18 protein-coding genes and 1 riboswitch are annotated in these 20,369 nt (G+C 68.9%); of the genes, 4 read left to right on the plus strand and 14 right to left on the minus strand.

The annotated features are described in order from the left end of the window. The 4 genes from Q0V34_RS18730 to thiC all read right to left on the minus strand — a co-directional run. Window positions 1–2,131 (minus strand): Plug domain-containing protein (locus Q0V34_RS18730; protein ID WP_297515217.1); only part of this gene is annotated, 2,131 nt, incomplete at its 3' end. Between the two features lie 338 nt (window positions 2,132–2,469). Beyond that, window positions 2,470–3,840, minus strand: a complete 1,371-nt coding sequence (locus tag Q0V34_RS18735; protein WP_297515219.1) for a S41 family peptidase — start codon at window positions 3,838–3,840, stop codon at window positions 2,470–2,472. Window positions 3,841–3,904: 64 nt separating this feature from the next. Then, on the minus strand, window positions 3,905–4,414 hold the full coding sequence (locus Q0V34_RS18740) for a hypothetical protein (protein WP_297515222.1): 510 nt from the start codon (window positions 4,412–4,414) through the stop codon (window positions 3,905–3,907). Continuing rightward, window positions 4,414–6,255 carry a phosphomethylpyrimidine synthase ThiC gene (gene thiC / locus Q0V34_RS18745; RefSeq protein WP_297515225.1) on the minus strand — a complete coding sequence of 614 codons (1,842 nt, stop codon included), beginning with the start codon at window positions 6,253–6,255 and terminating at the stop codon, window positions 4,414–4,416. Before thiC ends, Q0V34_RS18740 begins: the two co-directional genes overlap by 1 nt. A 73-nt stretch (window positions 6,256–6,328) precedes the next feature. Continuing rightward, window positions 6,329–6,434: riboswitch (TPP riboswitch) on the minus strand. A 160-nt stretch (window positions 6,435–6,594) separates the two neighbouring features. Between thiC and Q0V34_RS18750 the strand changes: the two genes are divergently transcribed. Next, entirely contained in the window at window positions 6,595–8,691 is a 2,097-nt protein-coding gene (locus Q0V34_RS18750) for a hypothetical protein (RefSeq protein WP_297515228.1), read from the plus strand. Window positions 8,692–8,702: 11 nt separating this feature from the next. Here the strand turns inward: Q0V34_RS18750 and Q0V34_RS18755 are convergent, their stop codons facing one another. Genes Q0V34_RS18755 through Q0V34_RS18765 form a run of 3 tightly spaced genes read right to left on the minus strand, consistent with a single transcriptional unit; the run spans window position 8,703 to window position 10,555 of the window. Further along, window positions 8,703–9,551, minus strand: coding sequence for a neutral zinc metallopeptidase (locus Q0V34_RS18755; RefSeq protein WP_297515231.1), 849 nt, complete (start codon window positions 9,549–9,551; stop codon window positions 8,703–8,705). 8 nt (window positions 9,552–9,559) lie between these two features. Continuing rightward, on the minus strand, window positions 9,560–9,964 hold the full coding sequence (locus tag Q0V34_RS18760; RefSeq protein ID WP_297515234.1) for a hypothetical protein: 405 nt from the start codon (window positions 9,962–9,964) through the stop codon (window positions 9,560–9,562). Between the two features lie 39 nt (window positions 9,965–10,003). Then, on the minus strand, window positions 10,004–10,555 hold the full coding sequence (locus tag Q0V34_RS18765) for a tetratricopeptide repeat protein (protein ID WP_297515237.1): 552 nt from the start codon (window positions 10,553–10,555) through the stop codon (window positions 10,004–10,006). A gap of 163 nt (window positions 10,556–10,718) precedes the next feature. Here Q0V34_RS18765 and Q0V34_RS18770 point away from each other — a divergent pair, with 163 nt between their 5' ends. Together Q0V34_RS18770 and Q0V34_RS18775 are read left to right on the plus strand one after the other, a co-directional pair. Next, window positions 10,719–11,720 carry a D-cysteine desulfhydrase gene (locus Q0V34_RS18770; protein WP_297515240.1) on the plus strand — a complete coding sequence of 334 codons (1,002 nt, stop codon included), beginning with the start codon at window positions 10,719–10,721 and terminating at the stop codon, window positions 11,718–11,720. A gap of 11 nt (window positions 11,721–11,731) precedes the next feature. After that, entirely contained in the window at window positions 11,732–12,415 is a 684-nt protein-coding gene (locus Q0V34_RS18775) for an aspartate/glutamate racemase family protein (protein ID WP_297515243.1), read from the plus strand. Here Q0V34_RS18775 and Q0V34_RS18780 read toward each other — a convergent pair. The 7 genes from Q0V34_RS18780 to Q0V34_RS18810 all read right to left on the minus strand — a co-directional run bounded on the left by Q0V34_RS18780 (window position 12,412) and on the right by Q0V34_RS18810 (window position 19,558). Beyond that, window positions 12,412–12,597 carry a hypothetical protein gene (locus Q0V34_RS18780; protein WP_297515247.1) on the minus strand — a complete coding sequence of 62 codons (186 nt, stop codon included), beginning with the start codon at window positions 12,595–12,597 and terminating at the stop codon, window positions 12,412–12,414. The genes Q0V34_RS18775 and Q0V34_RS18780 overlap by 4 nt on opposite strands. A gap of 299 nt (window positions 12,598–12,896) precedes the next feature. Further along, complete coding sequence (locus tag Q0V34_RS18785; RefSeq protein WP_297515250.1) at window positions 12,897–13,646, minus strand: hypothetical protein; 750 nt, start codon at window positions 13,644–13,646, stop codon at window positions 12,897–12,899. A gap of 227 nt (window positions 13,647–13,873) precedes the next feature. Continuing rightward, the gene (locus Q0V34_RS18790; RefSeq protein WP_297515252.1) at window positions 13,874–14,140 is read right to left on the minus strand and encodes a DNA-binding transcriptional regulator; all 267 of its coding nucleotides are present in this window, start codon (window positions 14,138–14,140) and stop codon (window positions 13,874–13,876) included. Between the two features lie 103 nt (window positions 14,141–14,243). Continuing rightward, window positions 14,244–14,699, minus strand: a complete 456-nt coding sequence (locus Q0V34_RS18795; protein WP_297515255.1) for a hypothetical protein — start codon at window positions 14,697–14,699, stop codon at window positions 14,244–14,246. Window positions 14,700–14,728: 29 nt separating this feature from the next. Then, the gene (locus Q0V34_RS18800; protein WP_297515258.1) at window positions 14,729–17,554 is read right to left on the minus strand and encodes an ATP-dependent DNA helicase; all 2,826 of its coding nucleotides are present in this window, start codon (window positions 17,552–17,554) and stop codon (window positions 14,729–14,731) included. 43 nt (window positions 17,555–17,597) lie between these two features. Next, window positions 17,598–18,524, minus strand: coding sequence for a tetratricopeptide repeat protein (locus Q0V34_RS18805; RefSeq protein ID WP_297515261.1), 927 nt, complete (start codon window positions 18,522–18,524; stop codon window positions 17,598–17,600). Window positions 18,525–18,583: 59 nt separating this feature from the next. Beyond that, a complete protein-coding gene (locus tag Q0V34_RS18810) occupies window positions 18,584–19,558 on the minus strand; it encodes a tetratricopeptide repeat protein (RefSeq protein WP_297515265.1) in 975 nt (324 codons plus the stop codon). A 146-nt stretch (window positions 19,559–19,704) separates the two neighbouring features. Here Q0V34_RS18810 and Q0V34_RS18815 point away from each other — a divergent pair. After that, window positions 19,705–20,369: DEAD/DEAH box helicase (locus Q0V34_RS18815; protein ID WP_297515267.1), on the plus strand; the 665-nt coding region annotated here is incomplete at its 3' end.

The following is a 20,369-nucleotide window of genomic DNA, read 5'->3' on the forward strand; positions in this document are numbered from 1 at the left end:
GACCGCCGCCGCCCGGGCCGCCGAAGCCGAACGGATCGGCCGGCGCGGCCTTGCCGACCGCCTTGAACAGGTTGAAGCCCCAGCGGATGCTCTCGCTGTCGGCGCTGGCGAAGTTGACCGGCCGGGCGTCGATCGACAGCAACCGTCCGGCGGCGTCACGCGTGAAGCGTTCCGGGAAGGCCCGCTCCAGGTCCGGCGTGATCGCCGGGAACGACGCGATCGCGTTGCGGATCTGCGAGCGCGTATAGGTGGCGTTGATCGTGAACTCGGTCTTCTCGAACGGCTTGTAGTTCACCCCGAACTTCGTGACCTGTCGGTCGTCGTTCAGCAGGTTGGCGTTGCCGCCGTCCGTGCGGGTGATGATCACCGTCTGACCGGTCGTGAAGTCGAACACCGAAACGTTGGGCGTGACGATCACCGGGTCGTTGATCTGGTTCGTCGTCGGCGCGCCTTCCTCGTCGGTGTAGCTGACGATGAAACTCACCGGCTTGATCGGCGACCAGTTCAGACCGCCGCCCAGGGTCTTCAGACCGCCCAGGTCCGACAGATCGTCGTAGCCGGCGTTGAAGTTCACCGACAGCTCGCCGAGCTTGGGCAGGAAGTCGCCGCGCGTGCTGGTGATCGGCAGGTTGAAGCTGCTCTGCACGCTCTCCGTGGTGCGCGTGATGCTGCGCGAGGTGGAGACGCCGGAGCGGACGGTCTGAGAGTCCAGCCCCTTGCTGTTGGCGCCCAGCTTCAGGGTCGTCTGCAGGCCGCCCGCCGGCAACATGAAGAGGTTGCCGTTCAGCACGAGCTCGGCGCTGGCGGAGGTCGAGACCGAATGAGCGGTATCGTCGGCGACGCGCTTATAGAGGTTCGAGGAGATCGCCCCGAACGGATTGACCGTGGGGTCGCCGGCCGCCACCGCCGCCTGGAAGGCCGAGGCGTCGAGACCCCGCCCGGTGGTGGTGTCGGTCTTGGTGCGGTCGTAGTCGCCGGTCAGGCTCCAGCGCCAGTCCATGACGCGGCCGTTGGCGGCCATGCTGACCTGGGTGCGCAGCGTGTCGACGTCACGCGCCAGCGCGCTGGGGGCGTCGATATAGCGATAGCCGGTGACCGGCTTTGCGAACGGCGAGAACGGGCTGCCCGTGGGCAGGGTGAAGGTCACGCCCGGCAGGCCCAGCAGCGACTGGGTCTTGGTGTCCTCGAGATTGCCGCTCAGCGTCAGCTGGGTCTGCTTGTTCAGGTCGCGAGTGACCGCGCCGCGCAGGGTGGCGCGGTCGGATCGGGAGATCAGGGACCGGTCGGCCGTCAGGTCGCCGGTGTTGTAGCGTCCGGCCAGCGGGCCGAAGTCGGAGAGGGCCGCCTTGCCGCCAGCCGCCGCGCTCGGCACGCCGGCGAAGGTCACGAGCCCACCCTTCAGGGCCGACAGGGCCGGATCGATCTCGCCGCCGGCCAGGCCGGTGACGTTGCCGCGCAGATCGAAGGGTTGGCCGTTGGGCGAGCGGACGATGTTGCGGTCGGTCTCCAGCAGATAGGGATCGTGCGACAGCTGGACGTCGACGTTCCAGCGCTTGTCGCCGTCGATGCGGACCCGATTGCCGCCGCCGCCGCCGTTGACGCGCCCGCCGTCCGTGGCCACCGTCACGGCGGCCTGGGTCTGCAGCGCGTTGTAGTTCTTCTTCAGGATGATGTTCACGACCCGCTGGTCGGCCTTGTAGCCGTAGCTGAGCGCGACTTCCTCGGGCAGGATCTGGAAGCGCTCGATCGCCTCGGGCGGAATCCCCTGGATCTCCTGGAAGCCCGAGATGCGGCGGCCGTTGATCAACAGCACGGGGCCGCCGCTGGAGTCGCGGCCGCGCGTGCTGGTCGTCTGAGGCGAGACCAGGGTCAGCAACTCGCCGATGCTGCTGGCCCCGAAGCTCTTGATCTCGTCTTCCTTGAGCTCGAGATCGGGCTGGATCGTCCCCTCGACCTTGCCGCGCGGGGTGGCCTGGATGGTCAGGCCCTCGACCTCGTTGGGACCGTCGTCCTTCTGCGACTTGGCCTGATCGTCCTCGACCACGGCGGCGGGCGCGGCCGGCGGCGGCGCCGTGGTCGGATCGAACGCGGCGGCGGCCAGGCCGTAGAGAAGCACGGTCGGAAGGGTCATGAAGCCCACGAAAAGACGGGTTGTGGAAACGCCGGCGCCAAAGGCGCCAACGCAGAGTTGCCGCTCCTTACGAGCCCGCGACCTTCACCGCAACGCCCTCTGGAATTAAGAAACCGCAATGCAGCATAAAGCGCACACTGGTGTGTCTCGCTGGGCCGCGATATGTCCGTAAGCGTTGAAATGTCGTCACATTTCCGCGCCCCGCGTACGCCCGTCGCAATGGTGTTTCAACTTGGAAACAATGACGGCGACGCGCTCGCGGGCCGGGGTCGCTTTAGCGGCCGACCCTGTCGCCGACCATTCGAGTGCGAGTCGTACACAACTCAGACGCGTTCCGCCTAGGGCTTGGCGCGCAGCGTCGCGATCAAGGCCTTGATCGCCTTGGCGTGCCCCCCGGAAAGATCGTCGGCGGGATAGAGGGTCAGCGGCGTGTCGGGCGCAAGGCCCCTGCCCTCCAGATCCTCGCCCGTCGGCCCCTTATAGAGCTCGGCGGGCAGCGCCAGCAGCCAGCCGTTCGGCAGCGGCTTGGCGAGCTGGTCCGAGAACGCCCCGCGCGTGGTCGTCCCCACCTGCCTGACGTTCGGCGAGGCCTTCATCATCAGCGTGAAGGTCTCGGCCGCGCTGACGGTGATGTCGCTGGTCACCAGCCAGACCGGACCGGTGAAGCGCGGACCACTGGCGGGCTCCACGCGAACCGCCTGGGGCGCGGCCTTGGCGCCGACCGCGACCTTCGAATAGGCCGCGCGGGGCTGGTCGACGAAGCGGGCCGCGACGCGCAGGCTCAGCGTGTCGTAGCCGCCGCGATTGTTGCTGACGTCGACGATCACCGCCTTGGCGCCGGCGAAAGCCGCCAGGGCCTCGTCCAGAACCGCGTCGAGCGGGCGCGGATCGTCTGGCGCGGCGGTCCTGGCGAAGGCGCCCATGGTGACGAGGTTCAGATAGCCGATGTCGTCGACCCGTCCCCAGAAGATCCGGTTATTGGCCGCCTGCCGCCCGCGCCCCTGCAGGACGTCGGTCAGGATCCCTTCGCGATAGGCTTGCAGCCAGGCCTTCTCCCCGCCCTGGGGATCGGCGGCGCGGACCCGGGTCAGGGTGGCCGACTCGCCCGGCTCCAGGTCGCGCGCCTGGCCGCCGACGGCGCCGTGCAGCTCGACGTGCGGGTCGTCCAGCCCGGCGATCAGGCCCGACAGCGCCGCCCAGAGCTGGGCGTCCGTGGCGCTGGGCGACACCTGGGCCAGGGCGGCGGCGCGGCGCGCCTTCCAGTCCAGCCCGCGCTCGGCGGACCTGGGATAAAGCTCGGCGAAGGTGTCGGCCGTGAAGGCGACGATGCGATCCGGCGTCCAGGCGCCCGAGGCCGCGCAAGCGGCCGGCAGAGCGGGCAGCTTGTCGAAGATGTAGCGCGTACCGGCCGGGTCGCCCGCGAGGCTGACGACGCCCGCCCCCTCGGCCCGCCAGACGCCGAACGTCCCGTCCGGGTCGCCCTCGGCGCGCGGATCGGCGTAGCAGGCGCCGCCGGCGGTCTGGAACAGCTTCGGGCCGTCCGGTCCGAACTGGACGATCCAGCCATAGCCGCGCGACTTCCAGACGCCGTTCAGCTCGGCGGCGACCGGGCCGCCCTTGGCCTGGACGGGCCAGAACGGACTTTCCGCCATGGCGGGGGCGTAGAACGAAAGAGCGGCGACGGCCGCGAGGAGACTCAAGCGTTTCATGGCCGCGACGGTGAGGCTGTCCCCGCCGCCGCGCCAGTGAAATCGCCTACCCCATGTCCAAGCGTCAGGGGGCGACCTTGTAGCCGTCCGTCGGGGCCACCCAGATCACCTTCTGAGCGCCGCCGGGCGCGGGCTGGCCGCCCATCGTGGCCTCGGCAGTGAAGCCGTCGCCGTCGGGCTTGTAGGTCGTGCAGATCTCCTTGCCGACCATCGGGGCCATGGCTTGGCCAAGCTGCTGGCGGATCGCCTGGGTCGTCGGTTCGTCGGCCGGCTGGCCGTTCATCACGAACGTCGCCTGGTCGAACGTCGGCAGAGCGCCGCACACCGCGCCGTTCTTCACAGCCACCGACGAGGTCACGGTCATGATCAGGCCCATCTGCGGCGCCAGCAGCACCTCGGCCTTGTTGGAGATCGTGCCGTCGGCGGCGAAGGCGTAGGTCGCCAGCGAGCGACACGACTTCGTCGCCGCGTTGGGCGCATGGCATTGCAGCTTGCCGGCGCGGGCCGGAGCCAGCGGATCGGCGGCGGCCGGGGCGGCTTGCAGCCCGGCCAGGAACATCATCACGGTCAGCATCACGACTCCGTTTTCAGATAGATTTCCGAGCCCTGCTCGCGGAACTTCTCGCTCATCTCGGCCATGCCCAGCTCGGCGCTGTTGGGCGCCTTGCCGGCCGCGAAGTCGCGGACCTCCTGGCTGATCTTCATAGAGCAGAACTTGGGTCCGCACATCGAGCAGAAGTGGGCGGTCTTGTGCGCTTCCTTCGGCAGGGTCTCGTCATGGAACTTGCGGGCGGTCTCGGGATCGAGGCCCAGATTGAACTGGTCCTCCCAGCGGAATTCGAACCGTGCGCGGCTGATCGCGTCGTCCCACATCGCCGCGCCAGGATGGCCCTTGGCGAGGTCGGCGGCGTGGGCGGCCAGCTTGTAGGTGATGACGCCGGTCTTGACGTCGTCGCGGTCCGGCAGGCCCAGGTGCTCCTTGGGCGTGACGTAACAGAGCATCGCCGTGCCGAACCAGCCGATCATCGCCGCCCCGATGGCCGAGGTGATGTGGTCGTAGCCAGGCGCGATGTCGGTGGTCAACGGGCCGAGGGTGTAGAACGGGGCCTCGTGGCAGTGCTTGAGCTGCTCGTCCATGTTGGCCTTGATCTTGTGCATGGCCACGTGGCCCGGCCCCTCGATCATCACCTGGACGCCGTGGCTCCAGGCCACCTTGGTCAGCTCGCCCAGGGTGCGCAGTTCCGAGAACTGGGCTTCGTCATTGGCGTCGGCGGTCGAGCCGGGACGCAGGCCATCGCCCAGCGAGAACGACACGTCATAGGCGCGCATGATCTCGCAGATGTCCTCGAAGCGCTCGTAGAGGAAGTTCTCCTTGTGGTGCGCCAGGCACCACTTAGCCATGATCGAGCCGCCGCGCGAGACGATGCCGGTGACGCGCTTGGCGGTCATCGGGATGAAGGGCAGGCGCACGCCGGCGTGGATCGTGAAATAGTCGACGCCCTGCTCGCACTGCTCGATCAGGGTGTCGCGGAAGACCTCCCAGTTCAGGTCCTCGGCCACGCCGTTGACCTTCTCCAGCGCCTGGTAGATCGGCACCGTGCCGATCGGCACGCTGGAATTGCGGATGATCCAGTCGCGGATGTTGTGGATGTTGCGGCCGGTCGACAGGTCCATGACCGTGTCGGCGCCCCACCGCGTGGCCCAGACCAGCTTGTCGACCTCGTCGGCCACGGTGGAGAGCACCGCCGAATTGCCGATATTGGCGTTGATCTTGACCAGGAAATTGCGGCCGATCGCCATCGGCTCCAGCTCGCCGTGGTTGATGTTGGCCGGAATGATGGCGCGGCCGCGGGCCACCTCCTGCCGGACGAACTCCGGGGTCACGAAGTCGGGGATCGAGGCGCCGAAGTCCTCGCCGTCGCGCACGCACGGGCGGGTCTGCTCGCGGCGCAGATTCTCGCGGATGGCGACATATTCCATCTCGGCGGTGATGATCCCGGCGCGGGCGTATTCCAGCTGGGTGACCAGCTTGCCCGGCTTGGCGCGATAGATCTTGCGGCCGGTGTCGGGGAACTCGGGCGCCAGGTGCTTGCCCTGGGCGAAGCCGTTGTCCTCGGGCTTCACCTGGCGCGGATCGGCGACGACCTCGACATCGCCGCGCGCCAGGACCAGAGCCTCGCGCGAGCGCGGCAGGCCCTTCTCGATGTCGACGGCCACGGCCGGGTCGGTATAGGGGCCCGACGGGTCGTAGATCGTCACCGGCGGCTCGTTGGCGCTGGGATGAACGGCCACCTCGCGGAACGGCACGCGCAGCTCGGGGAAGAGCTCGCCGGCCTGGTAGACCTTGCGCGATCCAGGGATCGGCCCCGTCGAGATCGTCTCGGCCACGGCCTTGATGGTGGTCTGGATATTCAAATCGGGCGCTCCTGCGGTTTCGAGGAGACCCGGACGTGTCGTGCTTAAGTCGGTCTTACGGACGAGACGCTCGCTCCCGTCCGCGTTCCCTCCCTTCGCCGGCATGACCCGGATCAGGTTCTACGGGTCAGGGCGAAAGCCCAATCTCAGCCGCGCGCGCGGCCCCCCGGTGAACAGAGCTCGGACACTAGGCGCGTTGACGCGGGGGTCAAGGGCGCGCGCCAAAAACAATCTAAGCAAGCATAGTTACAAAACACACTTAGTGGATTAAGTGTACAAAGAACGTCGATATGCGAACACCAGGAGGGGGTGATGGGGGGCGGCGAAACGCGACGGGCGATGACCGCTGAGGAGCTTGTCAACATCGCGGTCTTGGGAGCGTTGCGGCGATGGCGCTCGATCCTCGTCGTGCTCATTGGCCTGACCGGCGTCGCGCTGATGTTTTTCGGATGGGATGCGGGCGCGCGCTTGCTCGGCGTTTGGGTCGTGCTCACGACCGGCCTGGCCGTGGTCGCCGTGGCCGCCTTCGATTTCTCGAAGAACCTTATAGGCCGTCGCGCGGACCCCGGGGCTCGGGGCTTGGGGGCGCGCTCCGCGTCGGTGGTTCTGGCCCTCATGCTCGCGGCCCTCGCCTCGCCCCCCGTCGTGGCGGCGACAGCCAACACCCTGAACGTGCTCGGCTACGCGGCGCTGGTCATCACGCCTCAACTCGCCGAGGATCTCAATTCACAGATTCAAAACCACAGTCTTACGGCCAATACAGCGGGGAACATCGCGAATAGGGAGATATTTGGGTGGGTATCCCGGTCGATCGGGACAGCCGTTTTACAAACAAATATTGATGGCGCCGCGTGGGTTTGGTTTCTCATTGTATTCTCGTCCATTCTATTCCTGACGAGAGCGCTTACGCAATCCTACGACGCGATGTCGCCGCCCAAGGACGGAGGGCCGCTCCGACCGCCGTTGATGAACTATCCGAAGTGGCTGGCCCTCTGCCTCTATGCGGCCATCCTGGTGCCGGCGACGTACTTTTCGCTGGGGGCTTTGCTGCGGCTGGGTCTGGACTCCAAAGGCACAGAAATCTCGGCCGTTCAGACCCAGTTGAAGGAGGCTGGCGCCGCAGCGATGGACGCCGCGCCGGGTTCGGCCGTGAACCTAGACAAGATCGCGACGCGGCTGCAGGTCTCCCGCTACGCGTTCGAACACCCCAGCAACAGGAGCGTAAAGAGGACGACCACTCCCCCCCTCCCCGCCGACTATATCCCGCGGCTCGTCAGCGTACAGAACGCGGTGACCGACGCGCGCGGCGCGACGACTCGTCTGGAGGCCTGGAGGGCGGAGTACGAAGCCCTGGCCCTGCAACAGGCGACCGCTTTCAAGCGCTTTGCGACCGCAGACCAATTCGCCGACCACGCCGCCGCGGTGGCGGCGGACTATCGCGCCAAAATCTTACGATTCCGCGCGACGATCAGGCCCTGTCTGATCGGCCTCAGCGATATTGAGGCGGGCTTTGGCGACCAGAGCCCGGTCGCGCTCGAACCTAATCTCGCCGGCCTCGTGACCGACCGATGCCGGCAATCCTCCGAGGCCTTGGGGCCTGATAAGCTGCCCAAGCCCCCCTCCCCGGTCCTGTGCAACAAAACCTGCCCCCTGAGTTCGCCCACGGCATCGGCCGCGCAGGCGGTAGACGCGCCGTCAGTCAACGCCGAACAGGCGACCGCCGCAGGACGGGAGGACAAGCCCATCGCCGACTGTTTCGCTTGCCGCGGACGGGTCAACGATGTGCTCTACGGATGGATGACCGACATTTCGGACTCCGCGGTGCTCATCGTCGGGCTTGTCGGGTTCGGCCTCTTCGGGGCGGCGATCCGAATGCTGGGACGCCCCGACCAGGCCACGGTCACGGAGGCGGACTTCGCGGCGGCGAAGCTGAAGAAAAAGGCCGCGCGAGGCGCGTTGGACCAAAAAATCAAGGCTCGGATCGCCGCTCAGCAGGCGCTCACGAACGCTCAGGCAGCCGAACAGCCTCTGGAGGCGCTGACGAAGGCGCTGGAACAGGCGAAGGAAGAAGAGCAGGAAGCCACCACGTTGGCCTCGGTCGCCGACAAGGAGGTCGCGGCGCTGGAGCGGCGCGCGCTCGACGACAGAAGCAACTTTGTGGTCGACCGAACGAGCTACAACGCCGCCGGAGAAGAAGTGCATGAGTACGTCGTCTCTGGAGCCCCGGCCAAAGTGCTCGTCTCCGGCCTCGGCGCGGCCTTCACCGTGTTCCTGGCCGGCAAGGCCGGAGTTAAAATTTTCACCGAAGGGGGACAAACAAGTCCCACCGGCCTCCTCCTAGCCTGTTTCATCGGGGCGGTATTCGCCGAGAATATCTGGGCCAGCGTCAGCAAATCGATCAGCGAGCGGGCGCCGACGCCGCAAAAGCCTAGCTAGGGCAAGGCTGGCTAAAGCCGCCCCGCCGAGAACGTGTCGCACGCGCTGGGGTCGCCCTGGTCGTAGCCGCGCGTGAACCAGCGCATGCGTTGCGCGCTCGTCCCATGGGTGAAGCTGTCGGGCACGACCTGGCCCTGGGTCTGCTTCTGGAGGGTGTCGTCGCCCACCGCGGCGGCGGCGCCCAGGCCGTCCTCGATGTCGGCGCGGTCGATCGCGATCCGGCCGCCCGAGGCCTCGCCCGCGTGGGCCGCCCAGACGCCGGCGTAGCAGTCGGCCTGCAGTTCCAGCCGCACCGAGCCGCTTTCTGCGCCGCGCGCGCCCAGCCGCCGGGCCTGCTGGTCGGCGCCCATCAGGTGCTGCACGTGGTGGCCGATCTCATGGCTGATGACATAGGCCCGGGCGAAGTCGCCCTTGGCCCCGAAGCGGCCTTCCAGCTCCCGCCAGAACGACAGGTCCAGATAGACCTTCTGGTCGGCCGGGCAGTAGAACGGCCCCATGGCCGACTGGCCCGTGCCGCAACCGGTGCCCGTGGCCTGATTATAGAGCACGATGGCCTGGGGCGGCCGATATTCGACGCCTTCCTGGCGCAGCACCGGCGTCCAGACCTCTCGGTTGGAGGTCTCGATGACGTCGACGAACTGGCCGTCGCGATCGCTGACCTGTCCCCGCACGCCTTCCTGCTGAGCGGGCCGTTGCAGGCTCTGCGTCGCCTGGAGCGTCGCGCGCGGGTCGATGCCGAACACGAAATAGCCGATCGCCGCCAGCACCACCGCGCCAACACCGCCGCCGGCGATGCCGACCGGTCCCAGACCGCGCCGGTCCTCGATATTGCCCGATCGGCGCCCGTCTTCCCACTCCATTGGACCTCTCAAGACCTTGGTTTGACTGGCTTCGGCTCACTGGCGGGCCGGATCGCGCGCATCCGCGCGTTGCTCTCGGCCAAGGCATCCTGCGTCAAGCGCTCCAGGCGGTCCATAGAGGACGACAACGCCGCGTCGCCACGGGCCGGGTCTTCGAGCGGCCTGAGCGCGGGCGCGGAAGGCGTCGCCGGCGCGCCCGCCCGCTGGTCGTTCAGATCGCGCAGGATCAGCTGGGTCCGCGCCCGCTCGTTGGCGTTGGACATCTCGATCTGGCTGGACAGCAGGTCGCGCCGCGCGTCCTCGATCGCCTGGGCGGCGGCGTTTCGGGCCTGAAGGTCGCGCAGGTCCTGGGCCTGGGCGGCGCCGCCCAGCGCCGCGAGGCTGACCGTGAACAAAAGCGCCGCGCGCGTCATCGAAAACTCCCGGAACGCCGCGGCCGACGACGCCGGACGTCAGGGCCGCTTGACCGTGAAACGCGCGAGCTCGGTCTTTGGCGCCGGCCAGTCCGGCTTCAGTTCCGCCGCCCGCGAATAGTCCTTGTAGGCGGCCTTCAGATCGCCGAGCCCCTCGTTGGCCAGGCCGCGATTGAAGAACGCCTTCTCCGGCTCCTTCACGCCGAGCGCCAGCCCCTTGTCGATCTGCTGGACGCCCTCCTGGTAGCGGGACTCGCCGACGAAGGTCGCGCCGCGATTCACATAGGCCTCGCCCAGGTTCGGATCGATGGTGTTGGCCTGGTCGAAATCGGCCCGCGCCGCCGCGAACTGACGCTGGCGCATCTGCAGCACGCCCCGATTGACGAAGGTGCGGGCGCGGTCGCGGAAATTCAGGGTTTCGACCTCCAGCGCCGTCGTGCAGGCCAGGACCGATCTGTTGTCCGACCGTCCCTTCTGCGCGGCGTCGGAGCATTCCTGAGCCGAGCCGCTCCCGATCACCAAATCACCCGCGACGGCGTGGGCGCCGCCCAGCGCAAGGACCGCGCAAACGGCCAAAGAAAACGCGCGCATGGTTTTCCTCCCCGGGCGCCGGACGCGGAGTCCGCGCGCCGATCTTTCATGGCGGCATGATATCACTTTCCGCCGCGCGTCTCATCGCCTTCGCGGCGGCGAAACACCCAAGCCCGGCGCGGCGTGCTAGGACAGGCCGCGAGTCGTTCGAGGATCCGTTCGCATGCATCTCGCCCGCTTCCCCCGCGCCCGCTTCGCCCACCTGCCGACGCCTCTGGAGCCCCTGCCCCGCCTGGGCGCCGCCCTGGGCATCGACCTCTGGGTCAAGCGCGACGACTGCACCGGCCTGGCGGGCGGCGGCAACAAGACCCGCAAGCTGGAGTTCCTGCTCGGCGAGGCCCTGAAACAGGGCGCCGACACCCTGGTGACCCAGGGCGCGGTGCAGTCCAACCACGTCCGCCAGACCATCGCCGCCGGGGCCCGCTTCGGCCTCGCCACCGAGGTGATCCTGGAAGAGCGCACCGGCTCGAAGGCCGGCGACTACATGGGCAATGGCAACGTGCTGCTGGACAAGCTGATGGGCGCGGCGATCCGCTATGTCCTCGGCGGCAGCGACATGGTCGCCGAGCTGGAGGTCACCGCCGAAAGCGTCCGCCAGCGCGGCGGCAAGCCCTACGTGATCCCCGGCGGCGGCTCCAACACCATCGGCGCCCTGGGCTATGTCGACTGCGCCCGCGAGCTGGTGGTTCAGGCCGACCAGATGGACCTGAGGATCGACCGCCTGGTCACGGCCACCGGCAGCGCCGGCACCCATGCGGGCCTCGTCGCCGGCTTCGCGGCGCTGTCGGTCGACATCCCGATCCTCGGCTTCGGCGTGCGCGCGCCCAAGCCCAAGCAGGAAGAGAACGTCTTCAACCTCGCCGTCGCCACCGCCGAGATGATCGGCGCGGCCGGCCGCGTGAAGCGCGAGATGGTCGTGGCCGACTGCGACTATGTCGGCGAAGGCTACGGCCTGGTCGATCAGGGCGTGATCGACGCCCTGGCCCTGGCCGCCCGCACCGAGGGCCTGCTGCTGGATCCCGTCTATTCCGGCAAGGCGATGAAGGGGCTGATCGACCAGGCCCGCAAGGGCGCGTTCAAGGGCGAGCGCGTGGTCTTCCTGCACACCGGCGGCGCTCAGGGCCTGTTCGGCTATCAGAGCGTGCTGGAGCCGGCCCTGGCCTGAGGAGCAAGGCGATGAGCAAGGTTCTAGGCGTCCTGGGCGGCATGGGTCCGGCCGCCACCTTGGATTTCCTGGCCAAGCTGCAGGCCGCCACGCCGGTTCAGCGCGAGCAGGACCATCTGCGCGTGCTGGTCGACATCAATCCCAAGGTCCCGGACCGCAACGTCTCGACGTCCGACCCTGGTCCGGTGCTGGCGGCGATGGCGCGCGGCCTGCGCGACGGCGGGGCCCAGGTGTTGGCCATCGCCTGCAACACCGCCCACGCCTATGCCGAAGAGGTCCGCGCCTCGGGCCTGCCGCTCGTCGACATGCTGGCGACAGCCGGCCTGGCCGCCCAAGCCCGGGGAGCGACCACGGTCGGGGTGCTCGGCACCAGCTTGGCGCTGGGTCTCTATCGCGAGCGGTTCTCCCATCTGGGCCTTGAGGTCGTGATGCTGGACGACCACGAGCAGATCGAGTTCATGGCCCTGCTCTACCGCATCAAGCGCGGAGATCTTGGTCAGGCGTCCCGCGAGACCATGGCGGCCCTGGCCCTTCGACTGGTCGGCAAGGGCGCGCGAGCCATCGTGGCCGGCTGCACGGAGGTGCCTCTGGTGCTGACGGCCGACGACCTGCCGGTGCCGTTCCTCGACGCGACCGAGGAACTGGCCAGGCGTTGCGTGGCCGTCTGTCTCGGTCGGGCCAGCGAAGACCGCTAGAGGGGCAGCCCTGGTTGGGCGTCCTCGCGCGAGGACTCGAACAGTCCCACCAGCGCCGCGGCGCCGCGCGAAGCCCGCGCCATGCGCAGCAGGGCCGCGCGCGCATGCGCGTTGTCGGCGATCTCGGCCTGTCGCTCGAGCCGCTCGGCCTCCGTGAGATGGTCGTTTCTCGTCGTCCCCATGGGTCAAATCTTTACGAAACATGAACAAGGCCGCCATGCGACCGCTCGCCGCACGCGCCCAGCGTTCGCCGAACGGCATGCGACACACGCTCAGTCAGGCGTCACATTGGGCGAGCGCGCATGAAAACGCCCCCGAACCGGGGTCCGGGGGCGTCGTCCTGTTCCCCAACAGGACGGCGTCGGTCGCGCTGGCGTCGAGCGCGGCGGCGTCGCCTCAGAAGCCGACGACGCTCATTTCGCCGAACACGACGCCGCCCGCAACGCGTCTCGCTGTCGCAGCACGCCCCGCCGGGACGATCTCAGGCGCGGAGTTGACGCCGCTCGGGCAGATTCTCCGCCATCAGCCGATCCAGGGCGTGCTGATAGATCGAGATGTCGTTCTGATTTTGCAGGATCAGGCGGCGGTGCGCGGCGCGCCCCAGCAGGTCCTCGCCCGGCTCGGCCGGACGCGTGACGTTCAGCCGCGCCACGTCCGGCAGGCGCCCGGCGAAGGCCGAACGGGCCCAGACCATGGACTCGTCCGGATGCTCGCAGACATAGAACCAGGCCATCCGATCGAGCAGGCCTCGCGCCTCGTCGAGAGTCTGGAGCCGTTCGTCGGACCAGCCGGACCCGGTCAGTTGCCGGAAGTGATGGTCGCAGGTGTGAAGCCGCACGGCCGGCTCGTCGCAGGTGACGAAGTCGTCCAGCGACAGACGCTTCGACAGCGCGACGGCCTGGAAGCGAGGATCCCGGGCTTGGTCGTCGCTGATCTCGACCATGTGGCGGAAGTATCGGTAGAGCGACACCACGCGGTCGACGGGCCAGCGAAAATTGGTCACCGCCGGAATGCGCTCGCCGACGCCGCGATAGATGTCGAAGCCATAGTGGCCGGCATAGAAGTCGTAGCCTCGGAACATCTCGTATCGGCCGTCGCGAAGCCTGTGCTCGGTCGCGTCGTTCTCGATGCGCGGGCAGCGTCGCTCGCGCGGGAAAAGCCCGCTGAGCGCGTCGACGACGGACGTGCCGCCCGCCTTGGGATTGTGGAAGAAGAAGATCCGGTGAGGCATGCGACCTCCGCTGGTTGAGCGCCGTTGTAGAGCTTCAACGGCGCAGCATGAGCGATCCGTCGCCGAACGGCGTGAATCTTCTCTTAAGCAATGTTGTTAGGTAAATAAGAGACAGTCATTGTGGCATACCGCCGCATGAACAAAAGCTGTCAGGTTAAGATTTGATTAAACCCACGACAGTTGCCTGACAGCCCGAACGGCGACCAGGTTACCGCTACCCTGGGTGATCAACTGGGAATCTGATCCAGTATCTCAACTACTGTTTCAGGCGCGTGATCGATGACCCGCAGGTAAGCGATCAGGGCGGCCTCGGGGCGCGTCTCGCCCTGCTCCAGCGCGCGGAGAAGGTCAAGGTCGATATGAAAGGCCTGGGCGAACGCCCTCTGGGACAACCCGGTGCGCCAACGCACGGCTTGCACGAAGGCTCGGGCCGAGCGCGCCCGGGACGGCGCGGCGGTTTCATCGATCGCGAGGTCGGCTGTCGTCGGGGTCATCAAAACGCTCCTGCAACTGACGCCCCCAGGGCCGCTGTCTAGGCGTCTTCGGTTGCGGAAATTCGACGACTATGAGTCCGATCGAAGTCGCTTGGGGCAGACTCTAGCGCGGCGTCGTCATCGCCCGCGCCTTGGCGTCGACCTGATCCACCCCACGCAGCGCGTCCCCCGAGGCGTCGAGCAGACTGTTGAAGGTCCGCAGATCGCCGGTGGTGATGTGCTTGACCTTCTTGTCGCGCGACCATTCCAGGCCGATCAGCTGACCCAGCCGGCAGGCCTTGGGCAGCAGGGCTTGCCGCTCGTCCGGCCCGCCGCGCGCCAGCAGCTTGCCGACGATCTCGTTCCAGTTCGGCGAACCCGGCAGGCAAAGCAGCGGCAAGTGCTCGCAGCTGCCGGTCCAGAACCGGCGATACCACAGGGCGTGCTCGGGCGAGTCGTAATGGAGACTGGCGCTCGGGGCGACGACGTTGCGGCAATCGGCGCGAACGAACTCGTCGGCGCGGGCGCCGGTGGCGATGAGCGCGACGGCCATCAGGACGGATGCGGCGAGACGGTTCAACAAGGCTTCCCCAGACAAGCTGAGCGCGCTTATGGCGACGTCTTCGACAAAAATGCGGCGGTGGCCTCGATCGCGTCAACAAGTCCCACCCGCTCGATCGTCACGCCTTCCGGCAGGCTCGAGAACAGGCGCGTGGGCGCGGCGGCGTCCAGCATCACGAACACGCCCCGGTCGTCGGCGCGGCGGATCAGCCGGCCGAACGCCTGACTGATGCGGGCGCGGGCCACGGCGTCGTCATAGCCCTTGCCGCCGAAGCGCAGCCTTCGGGCCTTGTGCAGCACGTCCGGGCGCGGCCAGGGCACGCGGTCGAAGACCAGCAGGCGCAAGGATCGGCCCGGCACGTCGACGCCGTCGCGGATGGCGTCGGTGCCCAGCAGGCAGGCGTCCTCCTCGGCCCGGAAGATATCGACCAGAGCCCCGACCTCCAGCGGATCGACGTGCTGGGCGTAAAGCGCCAGACCCTGGTCGGCCAGCGGCGCGGCGATCCGCTCGTGCACCGCCTTCAGGCGGCGGATGGCGGTGAACAGGCCAAGCCCCCCGCCCCCGGCGGCCAGGAACAGCTCGCGCATGGCGGCCGAAACCTGGCGCGGATCTTCCTTGTTGACGTCGGTGACCACGAAGGCGCGGGCGTTGTTCTGGTAGTCAAACGGCGAGACCAGCCGCAGGACCTTGGGCGCGGACGGCAGGCGGGCGGCGCCGGTGCGCATCTCGGCCAGGGCGAAAGGATCCTCCAGCGCCGGATCGACCAGGGTGGCGCTGGTCACCAGCACCCCGTGGGCCGGCGACAGCACCGCCGCCCTCAGCGGCTCGGTCGGGTCCACCCAATGGCGGCGGCAGGCGGCGTCGACGACGCGCCCGTAGAGGAAGGTCGCCTCGAACCAGTCGACGAAGTCCGGATCGCTCTCGCTGGGGTCGATGTCGTCGTCCTCGATCGCCTTCAGGATCGAGCGCCAGGCCGGCAGGGTCATGCGCGCGCGGCGGTCGAGGCCGCGCAGCGCCCCCTCGATCCGCGCCCGCTCGGACGGCGCCAGGTGGTCGGCCTCCTCGTCCAGCACGTCTTCCAGAGCGCGGGCCAGGGCCAGCAGCGGGGCCTCGATCGACGCCAGGGCCTTGGCGGCCTCGGGCGCGCGCTCGCGGACGAGGTCGGTGGCCGGCCGCGCGTCGCACTGCAGGCCCAGATCCTGGCCGCCCCGCTCGCTGGTGCGGGCGCGCAGTTGTTCGATCACCGCCACCAGGAAGTTCTCGATCGGTCCGATCGGGTTGATCTGGCCGTCGGGCGGCGCGACCCGGCCCGACCAGCCCTCCCCCGGCAAGGCGGCGGCGGCATGGATGGCCTGGCCCATCGCCTGGCGCGCGCCTTCGCGGTCGCCGAGGATGTCGAGCAGCCGCGCCTCCAGTCCGCGCCCGCGCCGACCGCGCCCTTCCGGCCCTCGGATCCAGCGCCGCAGCTCGGCCGCCTCGGCGCCCGAAAGCGCGGCCGAGAAGGCGCTGTCGGCGGCCTCGAACAGGTGGTGGCCTTCGTCGAAGACGATGCGCTTGAGGCTGGTGGTCTCGTTGTCGCCCTTCAGTCCCCGCGCCGTCCGCGCGCCGTCGAAGGCGGCCTGGGTCAGGACCAGAGCGTGGTTGGCGATCACGAGGTCGGCGCGCTTGGAGGCTCGCACGGCCTTCTCGATGAAGCAGATGCGGTAGTGCTGGCAGCCGGCGTGGATGCACTCGCCGCGCCGGTCGACCAGGTTCTGCGGACTGGCCTGAGCCGACGGCGGCACGGCCGACAACGTCGGCAGCCAGGCCGGGAAGTCGCCGCCGGTCATGTCGCCGTCGCGGCTGGCCCGCGCCCACCGCGCCGTCAGCGCCAGGCCGATCAGGTCGCCATTGCCCAGCTGCGCGCCGTTGATCTGCTCCTGGAAGTTCAGCAGGCACAGATAGTTCTCGCGCCCCTTGCGGACCACGGCCTTGCGGGCCCGCTCCTTGAGGTCGGGATAGATCGAGCGGCTCTCGCGCTCGATCTGGCGCTGCAGCGCGCGGGTGTAGGTGCTGACCCAGACCGAGGGGCCATTGGCCTCGGCCCACAGCGACGCCGGCGCCAGATAGCCCAGGGTCTTGCCGACGCCGGTGCCGGCCTCGGCCAGCATCATGCGCGGCTCGCCCTCGCGCTCGCGCGGCTGGAAGGCGAACGCCGCCTCGCGGGCGAAGGTCGCCTGGGCCTCGCGCACCTCTTCCAGGCCCGAGCGCTGGAGCAGCTCGGCCAGGCGCTCGCCGGCGCGCTCGGGATCGATCGGCCGCGACCCGGCCTCGCCCGGCGGCGCCTGATCCTCCCACTCGGCAAGGCGCGCCCAGACGTCGAGGCCCGAGCCTCGGAACTGATTCCCGGCCGGAACCGAGCGCAGCGCGCCGATCACCCAGGCGCCCCAGGACCAGCCGGCCTTGGCCAGGGTCTCGGCCACGGCCAGGGCCTCCTCGCGCGAGGGGACCGGCGTCAGGGCCAGCTCGCGCAGCAGCGCGTTGGCGCTTTCCCGCAGGCTTAGGGCCTGCTCGGCGGCCCCATGCGGCTCCCGCAGGCCCAGGGCCATGGCCAGGCCCACCGCCGAGGGCGCGCAGAACCCGGCCGGTCGCACGAAGGCGTAGAGCTCCAGCACGTCGAACAAGCGGGGGCCGCGCGACGGCGGCGCCAGGTTCAGGCGTCGCGCCGTCATCGCCGCGTGGGCCACCAGCACCGGCCCGTGCTCGAAGAGGTCGCGGGCGTCCGGCGCGCGCAGCATCCGCCCCTCGCCCGCCCCATCGGCCACGCCCGCGCGCGGCCCGGGCAGCACGACGAGCGCTGGGGCGAGATCCAGAGTGGGCGGAGAGACAGTCACGGGAGTCTGTTAGCAAAATCCCGCGCGAAACAGAATGGGAACGTCAGGCCACGGGACGGGCGTTGGCCAGTTCGTCCTCCAGCCGGTCGGCGGCGTCCTCGGCCTCTTGCCGAAGCTCGGCGTCGGGATCGTCGGCGGTCTTGCGATACAGCGCCAGGGCCGCGCGCTTGTTGGCGGGCACGCCCTCGCCAGCCTCGTACATCCGGCCGAGATCGTAATAGGCGCTGGTGTCGCCGGCGTTGGCGGCGGCCTTGTACCATTTCAGCGCCTGCGCGAAGTCGACGGGCACGCCCTCTCCGTCGTGATAGACCAGGGCCAGGTTCGACATCGCGATCGCCGAGCCCAGCGCGGCCGCTTCCTTGTAGCGCGCCAACGCCTTCAGGGGATCCTTGGCGACGCCGTAGCCTTCCGAATAGTAGTCGCCAAGATCGTTGATCGCGTCGACGAAGCCGGCGTCGGCGGCCTTGCGCATCCAGGCCGCGGCTTGGCCCTTGTCCTCAGCCACGCCCTTGCCCGCCTGATAGGCCTTGGCCAGGTCGTACATGCCCTCGGGATCCGCGGCGGCGGCGGCGCGGCGGAACCACCGGACGGCCTCGGCCAGCGCCTCGGGCGTGGCGTCGCCGTCGGCATAGATCAGACCCACCCGATCATAGGCGCGGGCATAGCCCTTGGCGGCCGCGGCGCGATAGAGCTTGGCCGCTCGCGGCACGCTCTCGTCCACCCCCTCGCCCTCGAAATAGAGATCGCCGAGATCGACCATGCTGGCGGGGTCCCCCGCCGCCGCGCCCGCCCGCAGCCAGCGCAGGGCCTTCTCGACGTCGTAATCCGCGTCTGATCCGTCCAGATAACGCATCGCCAGGGGGTCATAGGCCGTAACGTCGCCGGCGCGGGCGCGGCGCGTCAGGTCCGCCAGGGTCTCGTTCGCGGGCGCCGCCACGTGCAGCGCCAGGGCAAGGGCCAGTCCGATCAAATCCGCCTCGTGGTCCGTCGACCGCAGATGTGGCGGTCCGACGCCCCGCTGTCAAAGCCTCAGCCGATCGGCGTCTCGTCCTCGTCGACGCCCTCGAGGCGATCGATCGCCTTCTGGGCCCTTTGGCGCAGGTCCGTGTCCTTGCTCTCGGCGGCGCGGCGATACAGGACGAGCGCCAGATCGTCGTCGGCGCGGATCCCCTGCCCGCGCTCGACCATCACGCCCAGGTCGTACCAAGCCTCGAGATACCCCCTGTCGGCGGCCAGCTGGAACCAGTGGATCGCCTGGGTATAGTTGACCGGCACGCCTTCGCCGTTGTGATGAACGACCCCGAGGTTCGACATCCCCGCCGGCAGATCGTTCGCCGCTGCGGCGGTATAGAACTTCAGCGCCTCGGCGGGGTCGCGCCGCACGCCGGTCCCCTTCGCGTGCAGGCCGCCCATGGCGTTCATCGCGTCCGGCGAGCCCATTTCGATGGCCCGCCGCAGCATCTGGACGCCCTTGGCCAGGTCGGTCCGCACGCCATAGCCGTTCAGATAGGATTCGCCGGCGCTATAGGCCCCGCGCGACGAGCCGGCGGCCGCGGCTTTCAGGTACCAGGCCGAGGCCAGGCGCGGGTTCTCGGGAATCCCGCCGCCGCCCTCGTGGACGACGCCGATATTGTACATGCCGTTGGGATCGCCCAGTCGAGCGGCCTGGGCATAGAGTTTCAGCGCCGCCCGCCGGTCGGCCGGCACGCCGTCGTCGCCGTCGAAATAGATGTTGCCGAGTTCAACCATGGCGTCGGTGTCGCCGCCCGCCACGCCCTTGCGCAGCCAGGCCAGGGCCTGCGGCACGTCGCGCGCCACGCCCTCGCCGCGCAGATAAAGCATCGCCAGATCGACATAACGCCCCGCGTCGCCATGCTGGGCTTGGCGCAACGTCGCCTCGAAGCTCGCCCTGGCCTCGGCCGCCTCGTCGTCGGCTCGGGCGACGCCGCCGCCGCCGAACGCGAGCGCCAGACAGAGCAGCACGGGCACGGGTCTGATACGCATAACCTTCCCACCAGACCGCGATCGTCGCACCGGCGATCGGGTCGTCAAGCCAGACAATCGCAAGGCCGCGTGCGCGCAACCGGACTCGCCCGACAGGCGCGCAAAAGGCGGATGAAACAGAAAGGGAACATGCTATATCGCCGACAATGTCCGCGGCGGTCGCTCTTCCCCCCAAGTTCCAAGCCTGGTTCGCCGCGCGCGGCTGGACGCCGCGCGAGCATCAGCTGGCCATGCTGGAGAAGGCCCGCCAGGGACGCGGCGCCCTGCTGATCGCGCCCACGGGTGGCGGCAAGACCCTGGCCGGCTTCCTGCCCAGCCTGATCGAGCTTTCCGAACGGGCGCCGCGCAACACGCCGGCCGGCGTCCACACGCTCTACATCTCGCCGCTGAAGGCCCTGGCCGTCGACGTCGAGCGCAACCTGCTGACTCCCATCCGCGAGATGGGCCTGCCCATCGTGGCCGAGAGCCGCACCGGCGACACCGGCGAAGCGCGTAAGGCCCGCCAGCGGGTGCGCCCGCCCGACATCCTTCTGACCACGCCCGAGCAGCTGGCCCTGTTCTGCGCCTGGGAGGGCGCGCGCGAATACTTTTCCGACCTCGCCTGCGTGATCATCGACGAGGCCCACGCGATCTGGCCGTCCAAGCGGGGCGATCTGCTGGCCCTGGGCCTGTCGCGCCTGCAGGCGTTCGCGCCGAGGATGCGGCGGGTGGGCTTGTCGGCGACGGTGGATGATCCGGATCTCGTGCGGAAGTGGCTGGGCGTGAACAAAGCTCCTCCCCCTCTGGGGGAGGTGGCCCCGAGGGCCGGAGG

Origin of the sequence: uncultured Caulobacter sp., from assembly GCF_947036865.1 — a bacterium.
In the GTDB taxonomy this organism is placed as follows: Bacteria; Pseudomonadota; Alphaproteobacteria; order Caulobacterales; family Caulobacteraceae; genus Caulobacter.